This window comes from Paraburkholderia sprentiae WSM5005 (assembly GCF_001865575.2).
In the GTDB taxonomy this organism is placed as follows: Bacteria; Pseudomonadota; Gammaproteobacteria; order Burkholderiales; family Burkholderiaceae; genus Paraburkholderia; species Paraburkholderia sprentiae.
In genome coordinates this window covers 3,219,624-3,233,970 of the sequence record NZ_CP017561.2, presented here as the reverse complement: position 1 = coordinate 3,233,970, position 14,347 = coordinate 3,219,624, and the positions used below count along the sequence as shown (strand labels likewise).

The window sequence follows — 14,347 nt, the reverse complement described above, 5'->3', positions numbered from 1 at the left end:
TTAATCCGCGTGGTTCCCGTTAGTCCTGAGCGCCACGTAATCCTTGCCACGCGGGCGACAGCGCCGGCCCCAGCGCAAACAGATCCAGGACGCGTGCGACGGTGTGGTCGACCATCTCATCGATCGAACCGGGCTGGTTATAGAACGCGGGCAGTGGCGGGAAAATCACGCCGCCCATTTCGGTGACGGCCGTCATATTGCGCAGGTGTGCGAGGTTGAACGGCGTTTCGCGCACCAGCAGCACGAGGCGGCGGCGCTCCTTCAGGGTGACGTCGGCGGCGCGGATGATCAGGTTGTCGGCGAAACCGTGCGCGATGCTCGCGAGGGTTTTCATCGAGCAGGGCGCGACGATCATGCCGTCGGTCGCGAACGAGCCTGACGCGATGCTCGCGCCGACGTCGCGCACTGAATGGACGACATCCGCAAGCGGATGCACGTCTTCCTTGCCCAACTGGAGTTCGTGCTGGATGTTGAGCCAACCCGCGCTCGAAATCAGCAGATGGCTTTCTACGCCGCCCAGACGGCGCAGCGTCTCGAGTAGCCGGATGCCGTAGATGGCGCCGGTGGCGCCGGTGATCGCGACGATCAGCCGGCGAGGCGCCGCGGTGCGTGCTTGCTGCATGGCTTGCGGCGCCTGACGAAGCGAAAGAAGCGAAGAACGCTCAGGCCGCGGCGAACAGCTGCTGCAACTCGCCCGATTCGTACATCTCCATCATGATGTCCGAGCCGCCGATGAATTCGCCCTTCACGTACAGCTGCGGAATGGTCGGCCAGTTCGAGAACGCCTTGATGCCCTGACGGATCTCGTCGTCTTCGAGCACGTTGACGGTCTTGATTTCACCGGCACCGCACGCCTTCAGGATCTGGATGGCGCGGCCGGAAAAACCGCACATCGGGAACTGGGCCGTGCCCTTCATGAAGAGAACGACGTTGTTGCCGTCGACGATTTGCTTGATGCGTTGTTGCGTGTCCATGGCTGACCTTGCGGTTCCGATAGAGGAAGGGATAGGCTGAAATGATAGCGGATTTCGCTATGGGCGGCCGCAGCCGCGTCGCGCCTGGGGTTTTAGCTGCGCCGCCGCGCTCACGTCGCGGCGGCGCGCAGCACGCCGCCGCTGATCCGCGCGATGCCGGCCAGATCGCGCTCGGAGCGGACCTCGGCAAAACCGCGCGCGCTCAGCAACGCGCGCACGGCTTCGGCCTGGTCGTAGCCATGTTCGACCCATAGCGCGCCGTCGGCGGCGAGACGCTCGGGCGCGCCGGCGACGATCGCGCGGATCGCGCTCAAGCCGTCGGCTTCGTCGGTGAGCGCGCTGCGCGGCTCGAAGCGCAGATCGCCTTCGCCCAGATGCGGGTCGCCGCTCGCGATATAGGGCGGATTGCTGACGATCGCATCGAAGCGCAGCGCGGGGTCGAGTGAGCCGTACCAGTCGCTGTGCAGGAAAGCGACCGCGCCGCCCGGGCGCTGCGCATCGAGAAGGCGCGCGCCGTTGCGCGCGGCGACCGCAAGTGCGTCGGTCGATCGGTCGAGCGCCCAGACCTGCGCGTCGGGACGCATCGACGCTATCGCCACCGCAATTGCGCCGGTTCCTGTGCCGAGATCGAGCACGCGCGCACGCGGCCGATGTTCGATCGCCGCGAGTGCGGTCTCCACCAGCAACTCTGTTTCGGGGCGCGGAATCAGCACCTGCGGCGTGACCTCGAACTCGAGCCCGAAAAATTCACGCGCACCGACGAGCTGCGCGACCGGCTCCCCGACCACGCGCCGCGCCTCCAGCGCACGATAACGCTCGACGCTCGCGCGCTCGAGCGGCTCCTCGCCGCGCGTGATCAACTGCGTGCGCCGCCAGCCCAGCACATGCGTGAGCAGAATCCGCGCTTCGAGCGGCGGCAGCGGCGAGGCGCGCAACAGCGCGTCGGCCGTGGCGGGCAGAGCGGTGGGATGGAGCGGAGCGGGGGAGGTCTCGGTCATTGTCGCAACGTTAATCCGCGTCGCCCAGGGAGGCCAGCAACTCGGCCTGATGCTCGCTGACGAGCGCCGCGATCAGTTCTTCGAGATCGCCGTCCATGATGGCGTCGAGGCGATACAGCGTCAGGTTGATGCGGTGATCCGTGAGACGCCCCTGCGGGAAGTTGTACGTGCGGATGCGCTCGGAACGGTCGCCCGAGCCGATCAGGTTTTTGCGGGTCGCCGCTTCCTTCGCCTGCTGCTCGTGCGCCTGCTTGTCCTTGATGCGCGCGGCGAGCACCTTCAGCGCGCGATCCTTGTTCTTGTGCTGCGAGCGGTCGTCCTGACACTCGACGACGATGCCCGTCGGCAAGTGCGTCACGCGCACCGCCGAGTCGGTCTTGTTGATGTGCTGGCCGCCCGCGCCCGACGCGCGGAACGTGTCGATTCGCAGATCAGCCGGATTGATGTCGACTTCGCCGATCTCGTCCGCTTCCGGCATCACCGCGACCGTGCACGCCGAGGTATGGATGCGGCCCTGCGTTTCGGTGGCCGGCACGCGCTGCACGCGGTGCCCGCCCGACTCGAACTTCAGCTTCGAGTACGCGGCATCGCCGGCGATCCGCACGATCACTTCGCGATAGCCGCCAAGGTCCGATTCGCTCGCCGACATCATCTCGGCCTGCCAGCGATTGCGTTCGGCATAGCGCAGATACATGCGCAGCAGATCGCCCGCGAATAGCGCGGATTCGTCGCCGCCGGTGCCCGCGCGGATTTCAAGGAAGATGTTGCGGTCGTCGTTCGGGTCTTTCGGCAGCAGCATTTTCTGCAGTTCGACGCCGAGCGTGTCCATGCGATCGCGCGCCGCACGGATTTCCTCTTCGGCGAAATCACGCATCGACGCGTCGGCGAGCAGTTCCTGCGCGGTGGTCGCATCGTTCTGCGCCTGACGCCAAAGCCCGTATTGCTCGACGACGGGGCCGAGTTCCGCGTGCTCGCGCGTGAGCTTGCGGTACTGGTCGAGGTTGGCGGTGACGTCCTCGCGGCTCAACAGGTCGTTCAGTTCGGCCAGCCGGGTGGTCAGCTGGTCGAGCTTGCGTTGCATGCTCGTTTTCATCAGGCGGATAGCGGAGCGGACTCCGGAAAGGATGCGGCCAGGGAACGGGCGAATGCCCGGGGCGGAAGCACTTCGCGAGCCACGCTGTGGTGCGCGCGGTGCGGCGAGCACGGCGCCGCTAACGCTCGGAGGAGCCGGAATGTCTGTAGAAGCCGCTCATCAGCTCGATCAGCTTGTCGCGGTTGTCGCTGCTCGCACGATTCAACGCGTGCGTAGGACCATGGATCAGCTTGTTGGTGAGCGATTGCGACAGTGCTTCGAGCACCTCGGCCGGATCGTCCCCGCGCGCGAGCATTTTCTGCGCGCGTTCGACCTCTGCGCGGCGCAGCGTATCGGCCTGCGTGTGCATGTGGCGGATCACCGGCACGATGCTGCGCGCGTCAAGCCATTGCATGAAGTTCTGCACGCGCGTTTCGATGATCGCTTCGGCCTGCGCGACCGCGGCCTGGCGCGACGCATTGCCTTCGCGGACGATCGCGCCGAGGTCGTCGACGGTGTACAGGAACACGTCTTCGAGCTGGCCGGCTTCGGGTTCGATGTCGCGCGGCACAGCAAGGTCGACCATGAAAATCGGCCGGTGACGGCGCGCCTTGACCGCACGCTCGACCGCGCCGAGACCGATGATCGGCAACGTGGACGCTGTGCACGACACGATGATGTCGAATTCGTGCATCCGCGCCGGTAGCTCGGAGAGTGGAATGGCGCGGCCGTTGAAGCGCTCGGCGAGCCGCATGCCGCGTTCGGCGGTGCGGTTCGCGACGACGAGTTCACGCGGTTGCTGAGCGGCGAAATGCGTCGCGCACAGCTCGATCATTTCGCCAGCACCAATGAACAGCACCCGCTGATTCGCGATCTTGTCGAAAATGCGTTGGGCGAGCCGTACCGCGGCGGCGGCCATCGACACCGACTGCGCGCCGATTTCTGTCGTGCTGCGCACTTCCTTGGCGACGGCGAACGTGCGCTGAAAGAGCTGATTCAGATAGGTGCCGAGCGCGCCGGCTTCGGAGGCGGTGCGCACCGCGTCCTTCATTTGTCCGACGATCTGCGTTTCGCCGAGCACCATCGAATCAAGCCCCGATGCCACGCGGAACGCATGCCGCACCGCTTCGGACTGGGGCAGCGCGTAGACGTGCGGTGCCAGTTCGTCGATGGGCAGGTTGTGGTATTTCGACAGCCACTGGATCGAAGCTTCGCGTGCGGCGAGGTCGTCGGTCGCGCAGTAGAGTTCGGTGCGGTTGCAGGTGGATAGGATGGCGGCTTCGGGCGCATTGGGGGCCATGCGGCCAAGCCAGATGCCTTTGAAGGTATCCAGGGCAGGCTTGATCTGTTCGAGCGGAAACGCCACGCGTTCGCGCAAGGCGACAGGCGCAGTGTGATGGTTGATTCCGATCGTTAGAAGCTGCATTTGGGAGAGCTATGGTTCAGCCCCGTATTATAGCGTTTTCCCGATTTTCACATGCTGCACGCCGTCTAGCCCCGCATGCGTCAGTTACCGCCTGTCAGGGTCTCCGGCGGGATCGCGTCGAGCTGGTAACCGTAACCATAGACCGGCGACAGCGTATAGCCAAGCTCCGGGCGTAGTTGCAGCTTGCTGCGCACGCGCGACGCGTGGGTGTCGATGGTGCGCGACTTTGCGTCGCGACGGCGCGCCCAAACGGTTTCGAGGATATGCGCGCGCGACACCGGCCGCGCCAGATTGTTGAACAGCAGCAGCGCGAGGCGAAATTCCTTCGGCGTCAGGGTCACGGTTACTTCGCGGAAGCTCACTGCGAAAGTCGCCGGCTCGAACGTATAGCCGCCGATCGCGTCGCGCCGCCGGTTACGCGGCCGACGCAGGCCCGCGCGGCGCTGCAGCGCCTCGACACGCGCGAGCATTTCGGGGCCCCGCACCGGCTTGCTCAGGCAGTCGTCGGCGCCGGCGTGCAGCGCGGCGACGATCTGGCATTCGCGCGGTGCCGTAATCAGCATCATGACGGGCAGGCCCGGCAAGATGGAGCGCGCCCGCGGGATCACGTCTTCGGCGCAATGGTCGCCGGCCCAGCTTTCGGTGATCAGCAAGTCGAAGAACTCGTCGGTGGCGCGCTGCAAAAAGGTGGCGCTGGTGGTGAAGTGTTGGCATACGTGGCCCCCGGCGAAGATGAGCCGGTCGACCAGTTTGGCGTGTTGCAGGTCGGGTTCGATAAGGGCGATGCGCATGGCTCGGCGTCAGCGTGGCAAAGGGCGGAACGCGAGGCGTTTTCGTCAGACTTGCAACTTGCCTAAGCACACCCCGACCCCTAAACTCGACCGCTATGCGGAAAGCGCCGTGCTGAACTTCTATCGTTGAGGAGGCAAAAATGCTAGCTTTGGCGGCTCCTTTCGCCTATGAGACGACTCCGAAATCGATTTGGCCGTGTTTGAGCGCCCAGTCCGGAGCGCACGCCTGATGGGTTGGCCAGGCATTCTCGTCCTCGGCGCCGTGATCGGCCTCACGGGCTTTTGGTTGCATCCCCAGCGCCGGGCGAGCCGCGCCCGCTGCTGGCCCGCGCTGTTGGCCGGCGTGGTCGGCGCGTGCGTCGCGCGCATGGCCGGCAACGTGACAGGTCTTTTCCATGACGGCGACATGCTCGAATGGCCGATATGTACCGCCGTCGCGCTCGTCGCCGTCGCCGTGACGGTGCGGCTCTTTTCGCGCCAGTCAATCCGTCGATGAATCCTCGCAGGTAACGCCATGAACGCCCGACTTCCCGAAACCTCCTCCATTCCCGAGCGCCTCGCGAGCCTGCGCGCTGCGATGGCGCGCGAAGGCATCGCCGCTTACCTCGTGCCGTCGGCGGATCCGCATCTGTCCGAGTATCTTCCCGGGCGCTGGCAAGGCCGCCAGTGGCTGTCGGGCTTCACCGGCTCCGCCGGCACGCTGATCGTGACCGCCGATTTCGCCGGCGTCTGGACCGACAGCCGCTACTGGGAGCAGGCGAGCGCCCAGCTCGCCGGCACCGGCGTGCAGCTGATGAAAATGATGGGCGGCCAGCAGACAACGCCGCATTTCGACTGGCTCGCGCAGCGGGTTGCGAGCGGCGGAACCGTCGGTGTGGACGGCGCGGTGCTCGGCGTCGCGGCCGCGCGCGCGTTGAGCGCCGCACTGAAGGCGCGCGGCGTGCAGCTGCGCACCGACGTCGACCTGTTCGACGCGATCTGGGCGCAGCGTCCCGCGCTCCCCGCCGACGCCGTCTTCGAGCATCTTGCGCCGCAAGCGGGCGTCACGCGCGCGGACAAGCTCGCGCAGGTGCGTCGCGCGATGGGCGACAAAGGCGCGCAATGGCACTTCATCTCCACGCTCGACGATCTCGCCTGGCTGCTGAACCTGCGCGGCGCCGACGTCAGCTACAACCCGGTGTTCGTCGCGCACGCGCTGATCGGCGGCGATCGCGCGTCGCTCTTTATCGGCGACGGCAAAGTCTCGCCGGCGCTCGCCGAAGTGCTGGCGCGCGACGGCATCGGCGTCGAGCCGTACGCGCAAGCCGCCGAGGCGCTCGCCGCGCTGCCGGCCGGCAGCACGCTGCTGATCGATCCGCGGCGCATCACGTACGGTTCGCTGCAGGCGGTGCCGTCGTCGGTGAAGGTGGTCGAGGCGGTCAATCCGTCCACTTTCCTGAAGTCGTGCAAGACCGCCGCCGACGCCGCGCACGTGCGCGAGACGATGGAGCACGACGGCGCCGCGCTCGCCGAATTCTTCGCGTGGTTCGAAAGCGCGCTGGGCCGCGAGCGCATCACCGAACTGACGATCGACGAACGTCTGACAGCCGCCCGCGCGCGCCATCCCGGCTTCGTGTCGCTGAGCTTCGCGACGATCGCGGGCTTCAACGCGAACGGCGCAATGCCGCACTATCGCGCGACCGAAGAGTCGCATGCGGTGATCGAGGGCAACGGTCTGCTGCTGATCGACTCGGGCGGCCAGTACCTGAGCGGCACGACCGACATCACGCGCGTCGTCCCGGTCGGCACGCCGAGCATCGAACAGCGCCGCGATTTCACCGTCGTGCTGAAGGGCATGATCGCGCTGTCGCGCGCGCAATTCCCGCGCGGCATCCGCTCGCCGATGCTCGACGCGATCGCGCGCGCGCCGATCTGGCAGGCTGGCGCCGACTATGGCCACGGCACCGGTCACGGGGTCGGCTACTTCCTGAACGTGCACGAAGGCCCGCAGGTGATCTCGCACTACGCGCCGGCAGAACCGTGGACCGCGATGGAGGAGGGCATGATCACGTCGAACGAGCCGGGTCTGTATCGGCCGGGCAAGTGGGGCGTGCGCATCGAAAACCTCGTGCTGAACGTGGCCGCGGAAAAAACCGAATTCGGCGATTTCCTGAAGTTCGAAACGCTGACGCTGTGTCCGATCGACACGCGCTGCATCGAGCTGTCGCTGCTGCGCGACGACGAGCGTGCGTGGCTCAACGCCTATCACGAAACGGTACGTACGCGCCTCGCGCCGCATGTGTCGGGCGACGCGAAGGCGTGGCTCGAACTGCGCACGCAACCGGTCTGAGCGCAGTGGATGACCTTGCAAACGGAGCGTGAGGCATGGCGATCAAGGCAGTGGTGTTCGATTTCGGCGGCGTGCTGATCGACTGGAGTCCCGAGTACCTGTACCGCGAGTTGATTCCCGACGACGTCGAGCGCCGCTGGTTCCTCACGCACGTTTGCTCGATGGACTGGGTGGTCCGCCAGGACGGCGGCCAGCCGATCGTCGAAGCCACCGACGAGCTGATCGCGCGGTTTCCCGATCACGAGCCGCTGATCCGCGCGTTCTATGAGCGCTGGCACGAGATGGTGGCCGGCGTGCTCGACGACGGCATCGCGCTGATGGAAAAACTCGAAGCGGCCGAGGTGCCGCTCTTTGGGCTCACCAACTGGTCGCACGAGACTTTCCCGTATGCGTGGGAGCACTATCCGGTGCTGAGGCGGTTTCGGGACATCGTCGTGTCGGGGCGCGTGAAGCTCGTGAAGCCCGACCCGGCGATCTTCGCGGAAATGCGCCGGCGCATCGAGTTGCAGATACCCGGTGTCGAACCGGCCGAACTCGTCTTCATCGACGACAACGCGAAGAACGCCGAAGCCGCGACGGCGCTCGGCTGGCACGGCGTGCATCACACGAGCGCCGCGCAAACCGAGACGAAGCTGCGCAAGCTGGGCTTGCCGGTTTGAGCTGACCGCTACTGTCCCAACAGATTCTTCAACGCATTGCCGAGACCCTTCACGGTCTCGCCCGCGCCCTTTGCGACGCCTTCGACGCTGACCCCGAGCGCCTGCGCAAACCCCGCACCGATGCGCGTGAGGATCCCTTCGCGCACCGAGAACTTCGGATCGCGCAGATCGCCGTCGAGCACGAAATGCAGCGTGATGTCGCCGTTGTGCGTGCGCAGCGCGGCGACGGCGGCGCGGGTCGGAATCGACATGAACGTCTCGAGCGGATTGTCGGATTCGGCGAGTTGCAGATGGTGGACCGTCACCGTGCCGGGTGCGCGCAGATGATAGTTGCGCACCGTCGATTCGATCGTCAGGTCGACCGTGCCGCCCGTCACCTGTGCGCGCGCGCCGGCCTTTTTCAGCAGATACGGATCGAGCATCGCGATATCGACGCCGCGCAGCGTGCTCGTCGTCTGCGAATCGCGGCTGGCGATCTTGATCCAGCCGTCGAACGTCACCGTGCCCGTATGCGCCGGACCCTTCAGCGAGCCGCGAACGCTGACGTTGGTCGGCTCGGTAAGCGACGGCAAATGCAGATTGTCGACGCTCGCGGTCGCGTTGCTGACCGTCACCTTGAACGGTGGCGGCCCGACCGTCATGTCGTAGAAATGGAAGTTGCCTTGCTCGAAGCGGATATGGTCGACCCGCTTTTCGCGCGGGATCGGCGCTGCCGCGCCGGTGCCGCCCGACTGATTGCCACGGTTCAGCGATTCGCGCAGATTCGGCAGCAGGTTCAGCGAGCCGTTGCTGGTGCGTAGCACGGCCATGTCGAAGCCACGCACGACGATCTCGCGGATATGCATACGCCGCGCGATCAGGTCGCGCACGTCGGGGGTGATCGTGATTTCGTCGGCGCGTAGCGGTTCGCCCGCCGGCCAGCCGGGCGGCGCTTTCAGCAGAACGTGGGTAAGGTGAACCGAGGTGAGGCCGACATCGATGCGCTCGGCACTGCCGAGCGGCCCGAGCACCGCGCTGACGCGATTCTTGACTTCCTGTTGCGCGAATTGCATCGCGCCGATCGCGATCAGCAACAACGCCAATAGCGTTCCGCCCACGACGACGACCCAGCGCCTGCCCTTCGACATCGCCATGCTTGTCTCCTCGTCACCGGGTTGCGCGGCGTTGGGTTGACCGCCCGTCGCGTGTGCGGGGCTTTCACGCGCGCGTCCGCCATGCAGTGGCGAGCAACGCGCATGCCCCGCGGCCCGTCCGCATTGCGTCAGACGGGCCGTCGTTCGCTGCCTGTTAGCGCGAGATCGGCTTGTAGCGCAGACGCTTCGGCCGAGCGCCTTCCTCGCCGAGACGCGCGCGCTTGTCCGCTTCGTATTCCTGGTAATTGCCGTCGAAGAACGTGACTTGCGAGTCGCCTTCGAACGCGAGGATATGCGTCGCGATACGATCGAGGAACCAGCGATCGTGCGAGATCACGAGGACCGAGCCCGCGAATTCGAGCAGCGCGTCTTCGAGCGCGCGCAGCGTTTCGACGTCGAGGTCGTTCGACGGTTCGTCGAGCAGCAGCACGTTGCCGCCCGCGATCAGCGTCTTCGCCAGATGCAGACGACCGCGCTCGCCGCCGGACAGATTGCCGACGATCTTCTGCTGGTCGCCGCCCTTGAAGTTGAAGCGGCCGATATATGCGCGCGACGGCGTTTCGTACCTGCCGACCGTCAGCACGTCCGCGCCACCCGAGATTTCCTCGAACACGGTCTTGGTGCCTTCGAGCGCTTCGCGGCTCTGATCGACGTAAGCGAGCTTGACGGTCGGGCCCTGCACGATTTCGCCCGAATCGGGTTGCTCGCGACCGGTCAGCATCCGGAACAGCGTCGACTTGCCTGCGCCGTTCGGACCGATGATGCCGACGATCGCACCGGCCGGAATCTTGAAGCTGACGTTATCGAGCAGCAGGCGATCGCCATACGACTTGCTGACGTTCTTGAACTCGATCACTTCGTTGCCGAGACGGTCGCCGACCGGAATGAAGATTTCCTGCGTTTCGTTGCGCTTCTGGTAGTCCTGGCTGTTCAGTTCCTCGAAGCGGGCGATACGCGCCTTCGACTTCGCCTGGCGTCCCTTCGGGTTCTGGCGCACCCACTCGAGTTCCTTCTTGATCGCTTTCTGGCGCGCCGACTCCGACGCTTCTTCCTGCTTCAGGCGCTCTTCCTTCTGATCGAGCCAGCTGCTGTAGTTGCCCTTCCACGGGATGCCATGACCGCGGTCGAGTTCGAGAATCCACTCGGCGGCGTTGTCGAGGAAGTAGCGATCGTGCGTGACGGCGACCACGGTACCCGGAAAACGTGTCAGGAACTGCTCGAGCCATTCGACCGATTCGGCGTCGAGGTGGTTGGTCGGCTCGTCGAGCAGCAGCATGTCCGGCTTTTGGAGCAGCAGCTTGCAGAGCGCCACGCGGCGCTTTTCACCGCCCGACAGATGCTCGATCTTCGCGTCCCACGCCGGCAGGCGCAGCGCGTCGGCGGCGATTTCGATCTGCTGCTCGGCGCTGCCGTCGGTCGTTGCGAGGATCGCTTCGTACTTCGCCTGCTCGGCGGCCAGTGCGTCGAAGTCGGCGTCCGGCTCGGCGTAGGCCGCGTAGATTTCGTCGAGCTTCTTCTGCGCGTTGAACACGTCGCCGAGGCCTTCCTCGACCGCTTCACGCACGGTTTTCTGCGGATCGAGTTGCGGCTCCTGCGGCAGATAGCCGATGTTCAGGTTCGGCATCGGTGTCGCCTCGCCTTCGATCTCGGTGTCCACACCCGCCATGATGCGGATCAGTGTCGACTTGCCCGAGCCGTTCAGGCCGAGCAGGCCGATCTTCGCGCCGGGGAAGAACGATAGCGAAATGTCTTTCAGGATCTGGCGCTTGGGCGGCACGATCTTGCCGACCCGGTTCATGGTGAAAACGTATTGGGCCATTTGCTTGCAGTAGACGTTGACGACGCCGGCCGCGTGCGGGCGGGCAGTCGGGGGTGAATGGGTAATCGGTGTGAGGGGCGGGTGGAACGCCCGGCGCCGGCCGGCGCGGCGTCGGATTCGACGACGCTGCCGCGCCCGGCGTGTGGTTCAGGTGGCATTGTACTTCGGGGCGGGGGGCGGGCGGCAGGGGCGTTCCGGGCGGCGGGCCGCCGTCGCGGCACTCCGGCGGGCGTCTCAGTTCGCGCGCTGTCCCGTCGCCGGATCGAAGAAGTGCAGATGCTGCGCGGGCAGCGCGATCTGCAGCGCTTCGCCCGCCGCCGGACGATGCGCATGCGGCAACCGCACGGTCACGTCGTGCTTACCCCAGCGGCCATGCGCGAGATTGTCCGCGCCGAGCAGTTCGCAGGAGTCGACGCTCAGCGTCGCGTGCGGTGCGTTGGCCGTGCCCGGGCTCAGGTGCTCGGGGCGGATGCCGAGCCTCCATTCGCGGCCTGTCGCGACTTCGCGGCCGATCGACGGCACCCCCGCGAGCGGCAGCTTCGGGCCGTTGCCGGCGACGTCGAAGGTCGAGCCGTCGTCCGAAACACGGCCTTCGAGCAGGTTCATCCCCGGCGAGCCGATGAAGCTCGCGACGAACATCGTGGCCGGCCGCTCGTACACTTCCGTCGGCGCGCCGATCTGTTCGGCGTAGCCCTTGTGCATCACGATCACGCGCTGCGCCAGCGTCATGGCTTCGATCTGATCGTGCGTGACGTACAGGCTCGTGGTCTTGAGTCGCGCATGCAGGCGCTGGATTTCGAGGCGCATTTGCACGCGCAGACGCGCGTCGAGATTCGACAGCGGCTCGTCGAACAGAAACACCGCCGGCTCGCGCACGATCGCGCGTCCCATCGCGACGCGCTGCCGCTGCCCGCCCGACAGCTCGCGCGGCTTGCGCTGCAACAGCGCGCCGAGTTCGAGAATCTGCGCGGCGGCTTCGACGCGCCTGGCGATCTGCGCGCGCTCGACGCCCGCGATCTTCAGCGCGTAGCCCATGTTCTCGGCCACGCTCATATGCGGATACAGCGCGTAGTTCTGGAACACCATCGCGATGTTGCGGTCCTTCGGCTCCAGCTCGTTGACGACCTTGCCGGCGATCGAGATGCTGCCGTCGGAGATGCGCTCGAGCCCGGCGACCATCCGCAGCAACGTCGATTTGCCGCAGCCGGACGGGCCGACCATGACGACGAATTCGCCGTCGGCGACGTCGACGTCGATACCGTGCAACACGAACTGTTTGCCGTCGTAGGTTTTCTTAACGCTATGCAGAGTCAGTGCAGCCATGCCGTTCTAGCCTTGTCTTTTGAGTGCTTGTCGCCGTCCGCCAGACCGGATCATTTTTCCGAATCCACGAGGCCGCGCACGAACCAGCGCTGCATCGTCAGCACGACGACGAGCGGCGGCAGCATCGCGAGCAGCGTGGCGGTCATCACCAGATGCCATTCGGTCGCGGTATCGCCCGACGCGATCATCCCTTTGATGCCGATCACCGCAGTGGTCAGCGACTGTTGGCTCGTGATCAGGATCGGCCACAGATACTGGTTCCAGCCGTAGATGAACGTGATCACGAAGAGCGCCGCCATCGTGGTCCGCGACAGCGGCAGCACGACGTCCCAGAAGAAGCGCAGCGCGCCCGCGCCGTCGATGCGCGCGGCTTCCATCAGCTCGTCCGGCAGCGTCTTGAAGAACTGGCGGAACAGGAACGTGGCAGTTGCCGACGCGATCAGCGGCAACGTCAGACCGGTGTAGGTATTGCTCAGATGCATCGACGACACCACCTGCACGGTCGGGAAAATCCGCACTTCGACCGGCAGCATCAGCGTGATGAAAATCAGCCAGAACGCGAGCGTGCGAAACGGAAAGCGAAAGTAGACGATCGCGTACGCGGAGATCATCGACACGGCAATCTTGCCGACCGCGATCGCGAGCGCCATCACGAGGCTGTTGAACAGCATGCGATTGAACGGCGCCGCCGCATTGCCGGTGCCGTGCGTCCAGATCGTGGCGACGTTCTCCAACAGATGGGTGCTCGGCACGAGCGACAGCGGCACCGTGAACACCTCGTGCTCGCTCATCGTCGCCGCGCAGAATGCCACGTACACCGGAAACACCACCAGCGCGACGCCGACGATCAGCACCGCATGACAGAACAGGTCGAAACCGCGTCGGTTCTCGATCATGAGTATTGAACCCTGCGTTCGATGAAGCGGAATTGCACGACGGTCAGCGCTACGACGATGATCATCAGCACGACCGACTGCGCGCCCGAGCTGCCGATGTCGAGCCCCTGGAAGCCTTCGGCGAAGATCTTGTAGATCAGCGTGCGGGTGGCCTGGCCGGGGCCGCCGCCGGTCGCCGCGTCGATCACGGGAAACGTGTCGAAGAACGCATAGGTGATGTTGATCACCAGCAGAAAGAACGTGGTCGGCGACAACAGCGGCAGCGCGATGCCGAAGAAGCGGCGCACCGGACCCGCGCCGTCGATCGCGGCCGCTTCGATCAGCGAGCGCGGAATGGCCTGCAGGCCCGCATAGAAGAACAGGAAGTTATAGCTGACCTGCTGCCAGACCGACGCGAGCACGACGAGGAACATCGCCTGAGCGGGGTTCAATGCGTGATTCCACACGATGCCGAATTTTGCGAGCGCATACGTGACGAGGCCGATGCTCGGGTTGAACAGGAACGACCACAGCACCGCGGCGATCGCGGGCGCGACCGCGTACGGCCAGATCAGCAGCGTTTGATAGGCCTTCGCGCCGCGCGTCACGCGGTCCGCGCAGACGGCGAGCAGCAGCGAGATCACGAGGCCGGATACGGTGACGAGCGTGCAGAACACGATCGTCGTGTTGAACGACGCCAGATACAACGGGTCGGCGAAAAGCTGTTTGAAGTTCGCGAGTCCGACGAACTCGCTCGAGGTACCGAACGCGTCCTGAGATTGCGTCGATTGCCAGAGCGCCACGCCTGCCGGCCACAGAAAGAACACCAGCGTGATGAGCAACTGCGGCGCGACGAGCAGGTAGGGCAGCGCGCTGGTGCCGAAGTAAGAGCGCTTTTCCATTGGGATGTCCGGAGTGTGCTGCAACGACGGGTTCCGGTGCGGGAGC

The 14,347-nt window shown here is 65.5% G+C and carries 14 protein-coding genes; 3 read left to right on the top strand and 11 right to left on the bottom strand.

Features of this window, described 5'->3' with window-relative positions; translation table 11 throughout:
• Nucleotides 1-19: 19 nt before the first annotated feature.
• From BJG93_RS14715 to BJG93_RS14690, 6 genes are all read right to left on the bottom strand, one after another.
• Entirely contained in the window at nucleotides 20-622 is a 603-nt protein-coding gene (locus BJG93_RS14715; protein ID WP_027198991.1) for a UbiX family flavin prenyltransferase, read from the bottom strand.
• Nucleotides 623-662: 40 nt separating this feature from the next.
• On the bottom strand, nucleotides 663-974 hold the full coding sequence (gene grxD, locus BJG93_RS14710; RefSeq protein ID WP_027198990.1) for a Grx4 family monothiol glutaredoxin: 312 nt from the start codon (nucleotides 972-974) through the stop codon (nucleotides 663-665).
• 110 nt (nucleotides 975-1,084) lie between these two features.
• Nucleotides 1,085-1,972 carry a peptide chain release factor N(5)-glutamine methyltransferase gene (gene prmC / locus BJG93_RS14705; protein ID WP_027198989.1) on the bottom strand — a complete coding sequence of 296 codons (888 nt, stop codon included), beginning with the start codon at nucleotides 1,970-1,972 and terminating at the stop codon, nucleotides 1,085-1,087.
• A gap of 10 nt (nucleotides 1,973-1,982) precedes the next feature.
• On the bottom strand, nucleotides 1,983-3,065 hold the full coding sequence (prfA, locus tag BJG93_RS14700) for a peptide chain release factor 1 (protein WP_027198988.1): 1,083 nt from the start codon (nucleotides 3,063-3,065) through the stop codon (nucleotides 1,983-1,985).
• A gap of 118 nt (nucleotides 3,066-3,183) precedes the next feature.
• On the bottom strand, nucleotides 3,184-4,470 hold the full coding sequence (gene hemA, locus BJG93_RS14695; RefSeq protein ID WP_027198987.1) for a glutamyl-tRNA reductase: 1,287 nt from the start codon (nucleotides 4,468-4,470) through the stop codon (nucleotides 3,184-3,186).
• A gap of 80 nt (nucleotides 4,471-4,550) precedes the next feature.
• Nucleotides 4,551-5,261, bottom strand: coding sequence for a response regulator transcription factor (locus tag BJG93_RS14690; protein WP_027198986.1), 711 nt, complete (start codon nucleotides 5,259-5,261; stop codon nucleotides 4,551-4,553).
• 229 nt (nucleotides 5,262-5,490) lie between these two features.
• Between BJG93_RS14690 and BJG93_RS14685 the strand changes: the two genes are divergently transcribed.
• The 3 genes from BJG93_RS14685 to BJG93_RS14675 are packed head-to-tail and all read left to right on the top strand — an operon-like array spanning nucleotide 5,491 to nucleotide 8,249.
• Complete coding sequence (locus BJG93_RS14685; RefSeq protein WP_027198985.1) at nucleotides 5,491-5,757, top strand: hypothetical protein; 267 nt, start codon at nucleotides 5,491-5,493, stop codon at nucleotides 5,755-5,757.
• Nucleotides 5,758-5,775: 18 nt separating this feature from the next.
• Entirely contained in the window at nucleotides 5,776-7,590 is a 1,815-nt protein-coding gene (locus BJG93_RS14680) for an aminopeptidase P family protein (protein ID WP_027198984.1), read from the top strand.
• Nucleotides 7,591-7,625: 35 nt separating this feature from the next.
• A complete protein-coding gene (locus BJG93_RS14675; RefSeq protein ID WP_027198983.1) occupies nucleotides 7,626-8,249 on the top strand; it encodes an HAD family hydrolase in 624 nt (207 codons plus the stop codon).
• Between the two features lie 8 nt (nucleotides 8,250-8,257).
• On the opposite strand, the gene BJG93_RS14670 is transcribed toward BJG93_RS14675, so the two are convergent.
• The 5 genes from BJG93_RS14670 to ugpA all read right to left on the bottom strand — a co-directional run bounded on the left by BJG93_RS14670 (nucleotide 8,258) and on the right by ugpA (nucleotide 14,301).
• Nucleotides 8,258-9,382 (bottom strand): DUF748 domain-containing protein, encoded by a 1,125-nt coding sequence (locus tag BJG93_RS14670; RefSeq protein WP_027198982.1) that lies wholly within the window; start codon nucleotides 9,380-9,382, stop codon nucleotides 8,258-8,260.
• A gap of 154 nt (nucleotides 9,383-9,536) precedes the next feature.
• The gene (gene ettA / locus BJG93_RS14665) at nucleotides 9,537-11,201 is read right to left on the bottom strand and encodes an energy-dependent translational throttle protein EttA (RefSeq protein ID WP_027198981.1); all 1,665 of its coding nucleotides are present in this window, start codon (nucleotides 11,199-11,201) and stop codon (nucleotides 9,537-9,539) included.
• 234 nt (nucleotides 11,202-11,435) lie between these two features.
• A complete protein-coding gene (locus tag BJG93_RS14660; protein ID WP_027198980.1) occupies nucleotides 11,436-12,524 on the bottom strand; it encodes a sn-glycerol-3-phosphate import ATP-binding protein UgpC in 1,089 nt (362 codons plus the stop codon).
• A 50-nt stretch (nucleotides 12,525-12,574) separates the two neighbouring features.
• A complete protein-coding gene (gene ugpE / locus BJG93_RS14655; protein ID WP_027198979.1) occupies nucleotides 12,575-13,420 on the bottom strand; it encodes a sn-glycerol-3-phosphate ABC transporter permease UgpE in 846 nt (281 codons plus the stop codon).
• Nucleotides 13,417-14,301 carry a sn-glycerol-3-phosphate ABC transporter permease UgpA gene (gene ugpA / locus BJG93_RS14650; protein WP_027198978.1) on the bottom strand — a complete coding sequence of 295 codons (885 nt, stop codon included), beginning with the start codon at nucleotides 14,299-14,301 and terminating at the stop codon, nucleotides 13,417-13,419. Before ugpA ends, ugpE begins: the two co-directional genes overlap by 4 nt.
• Nucleotides 14,302-14,347 lie beyond the last annotated feature (46 nt).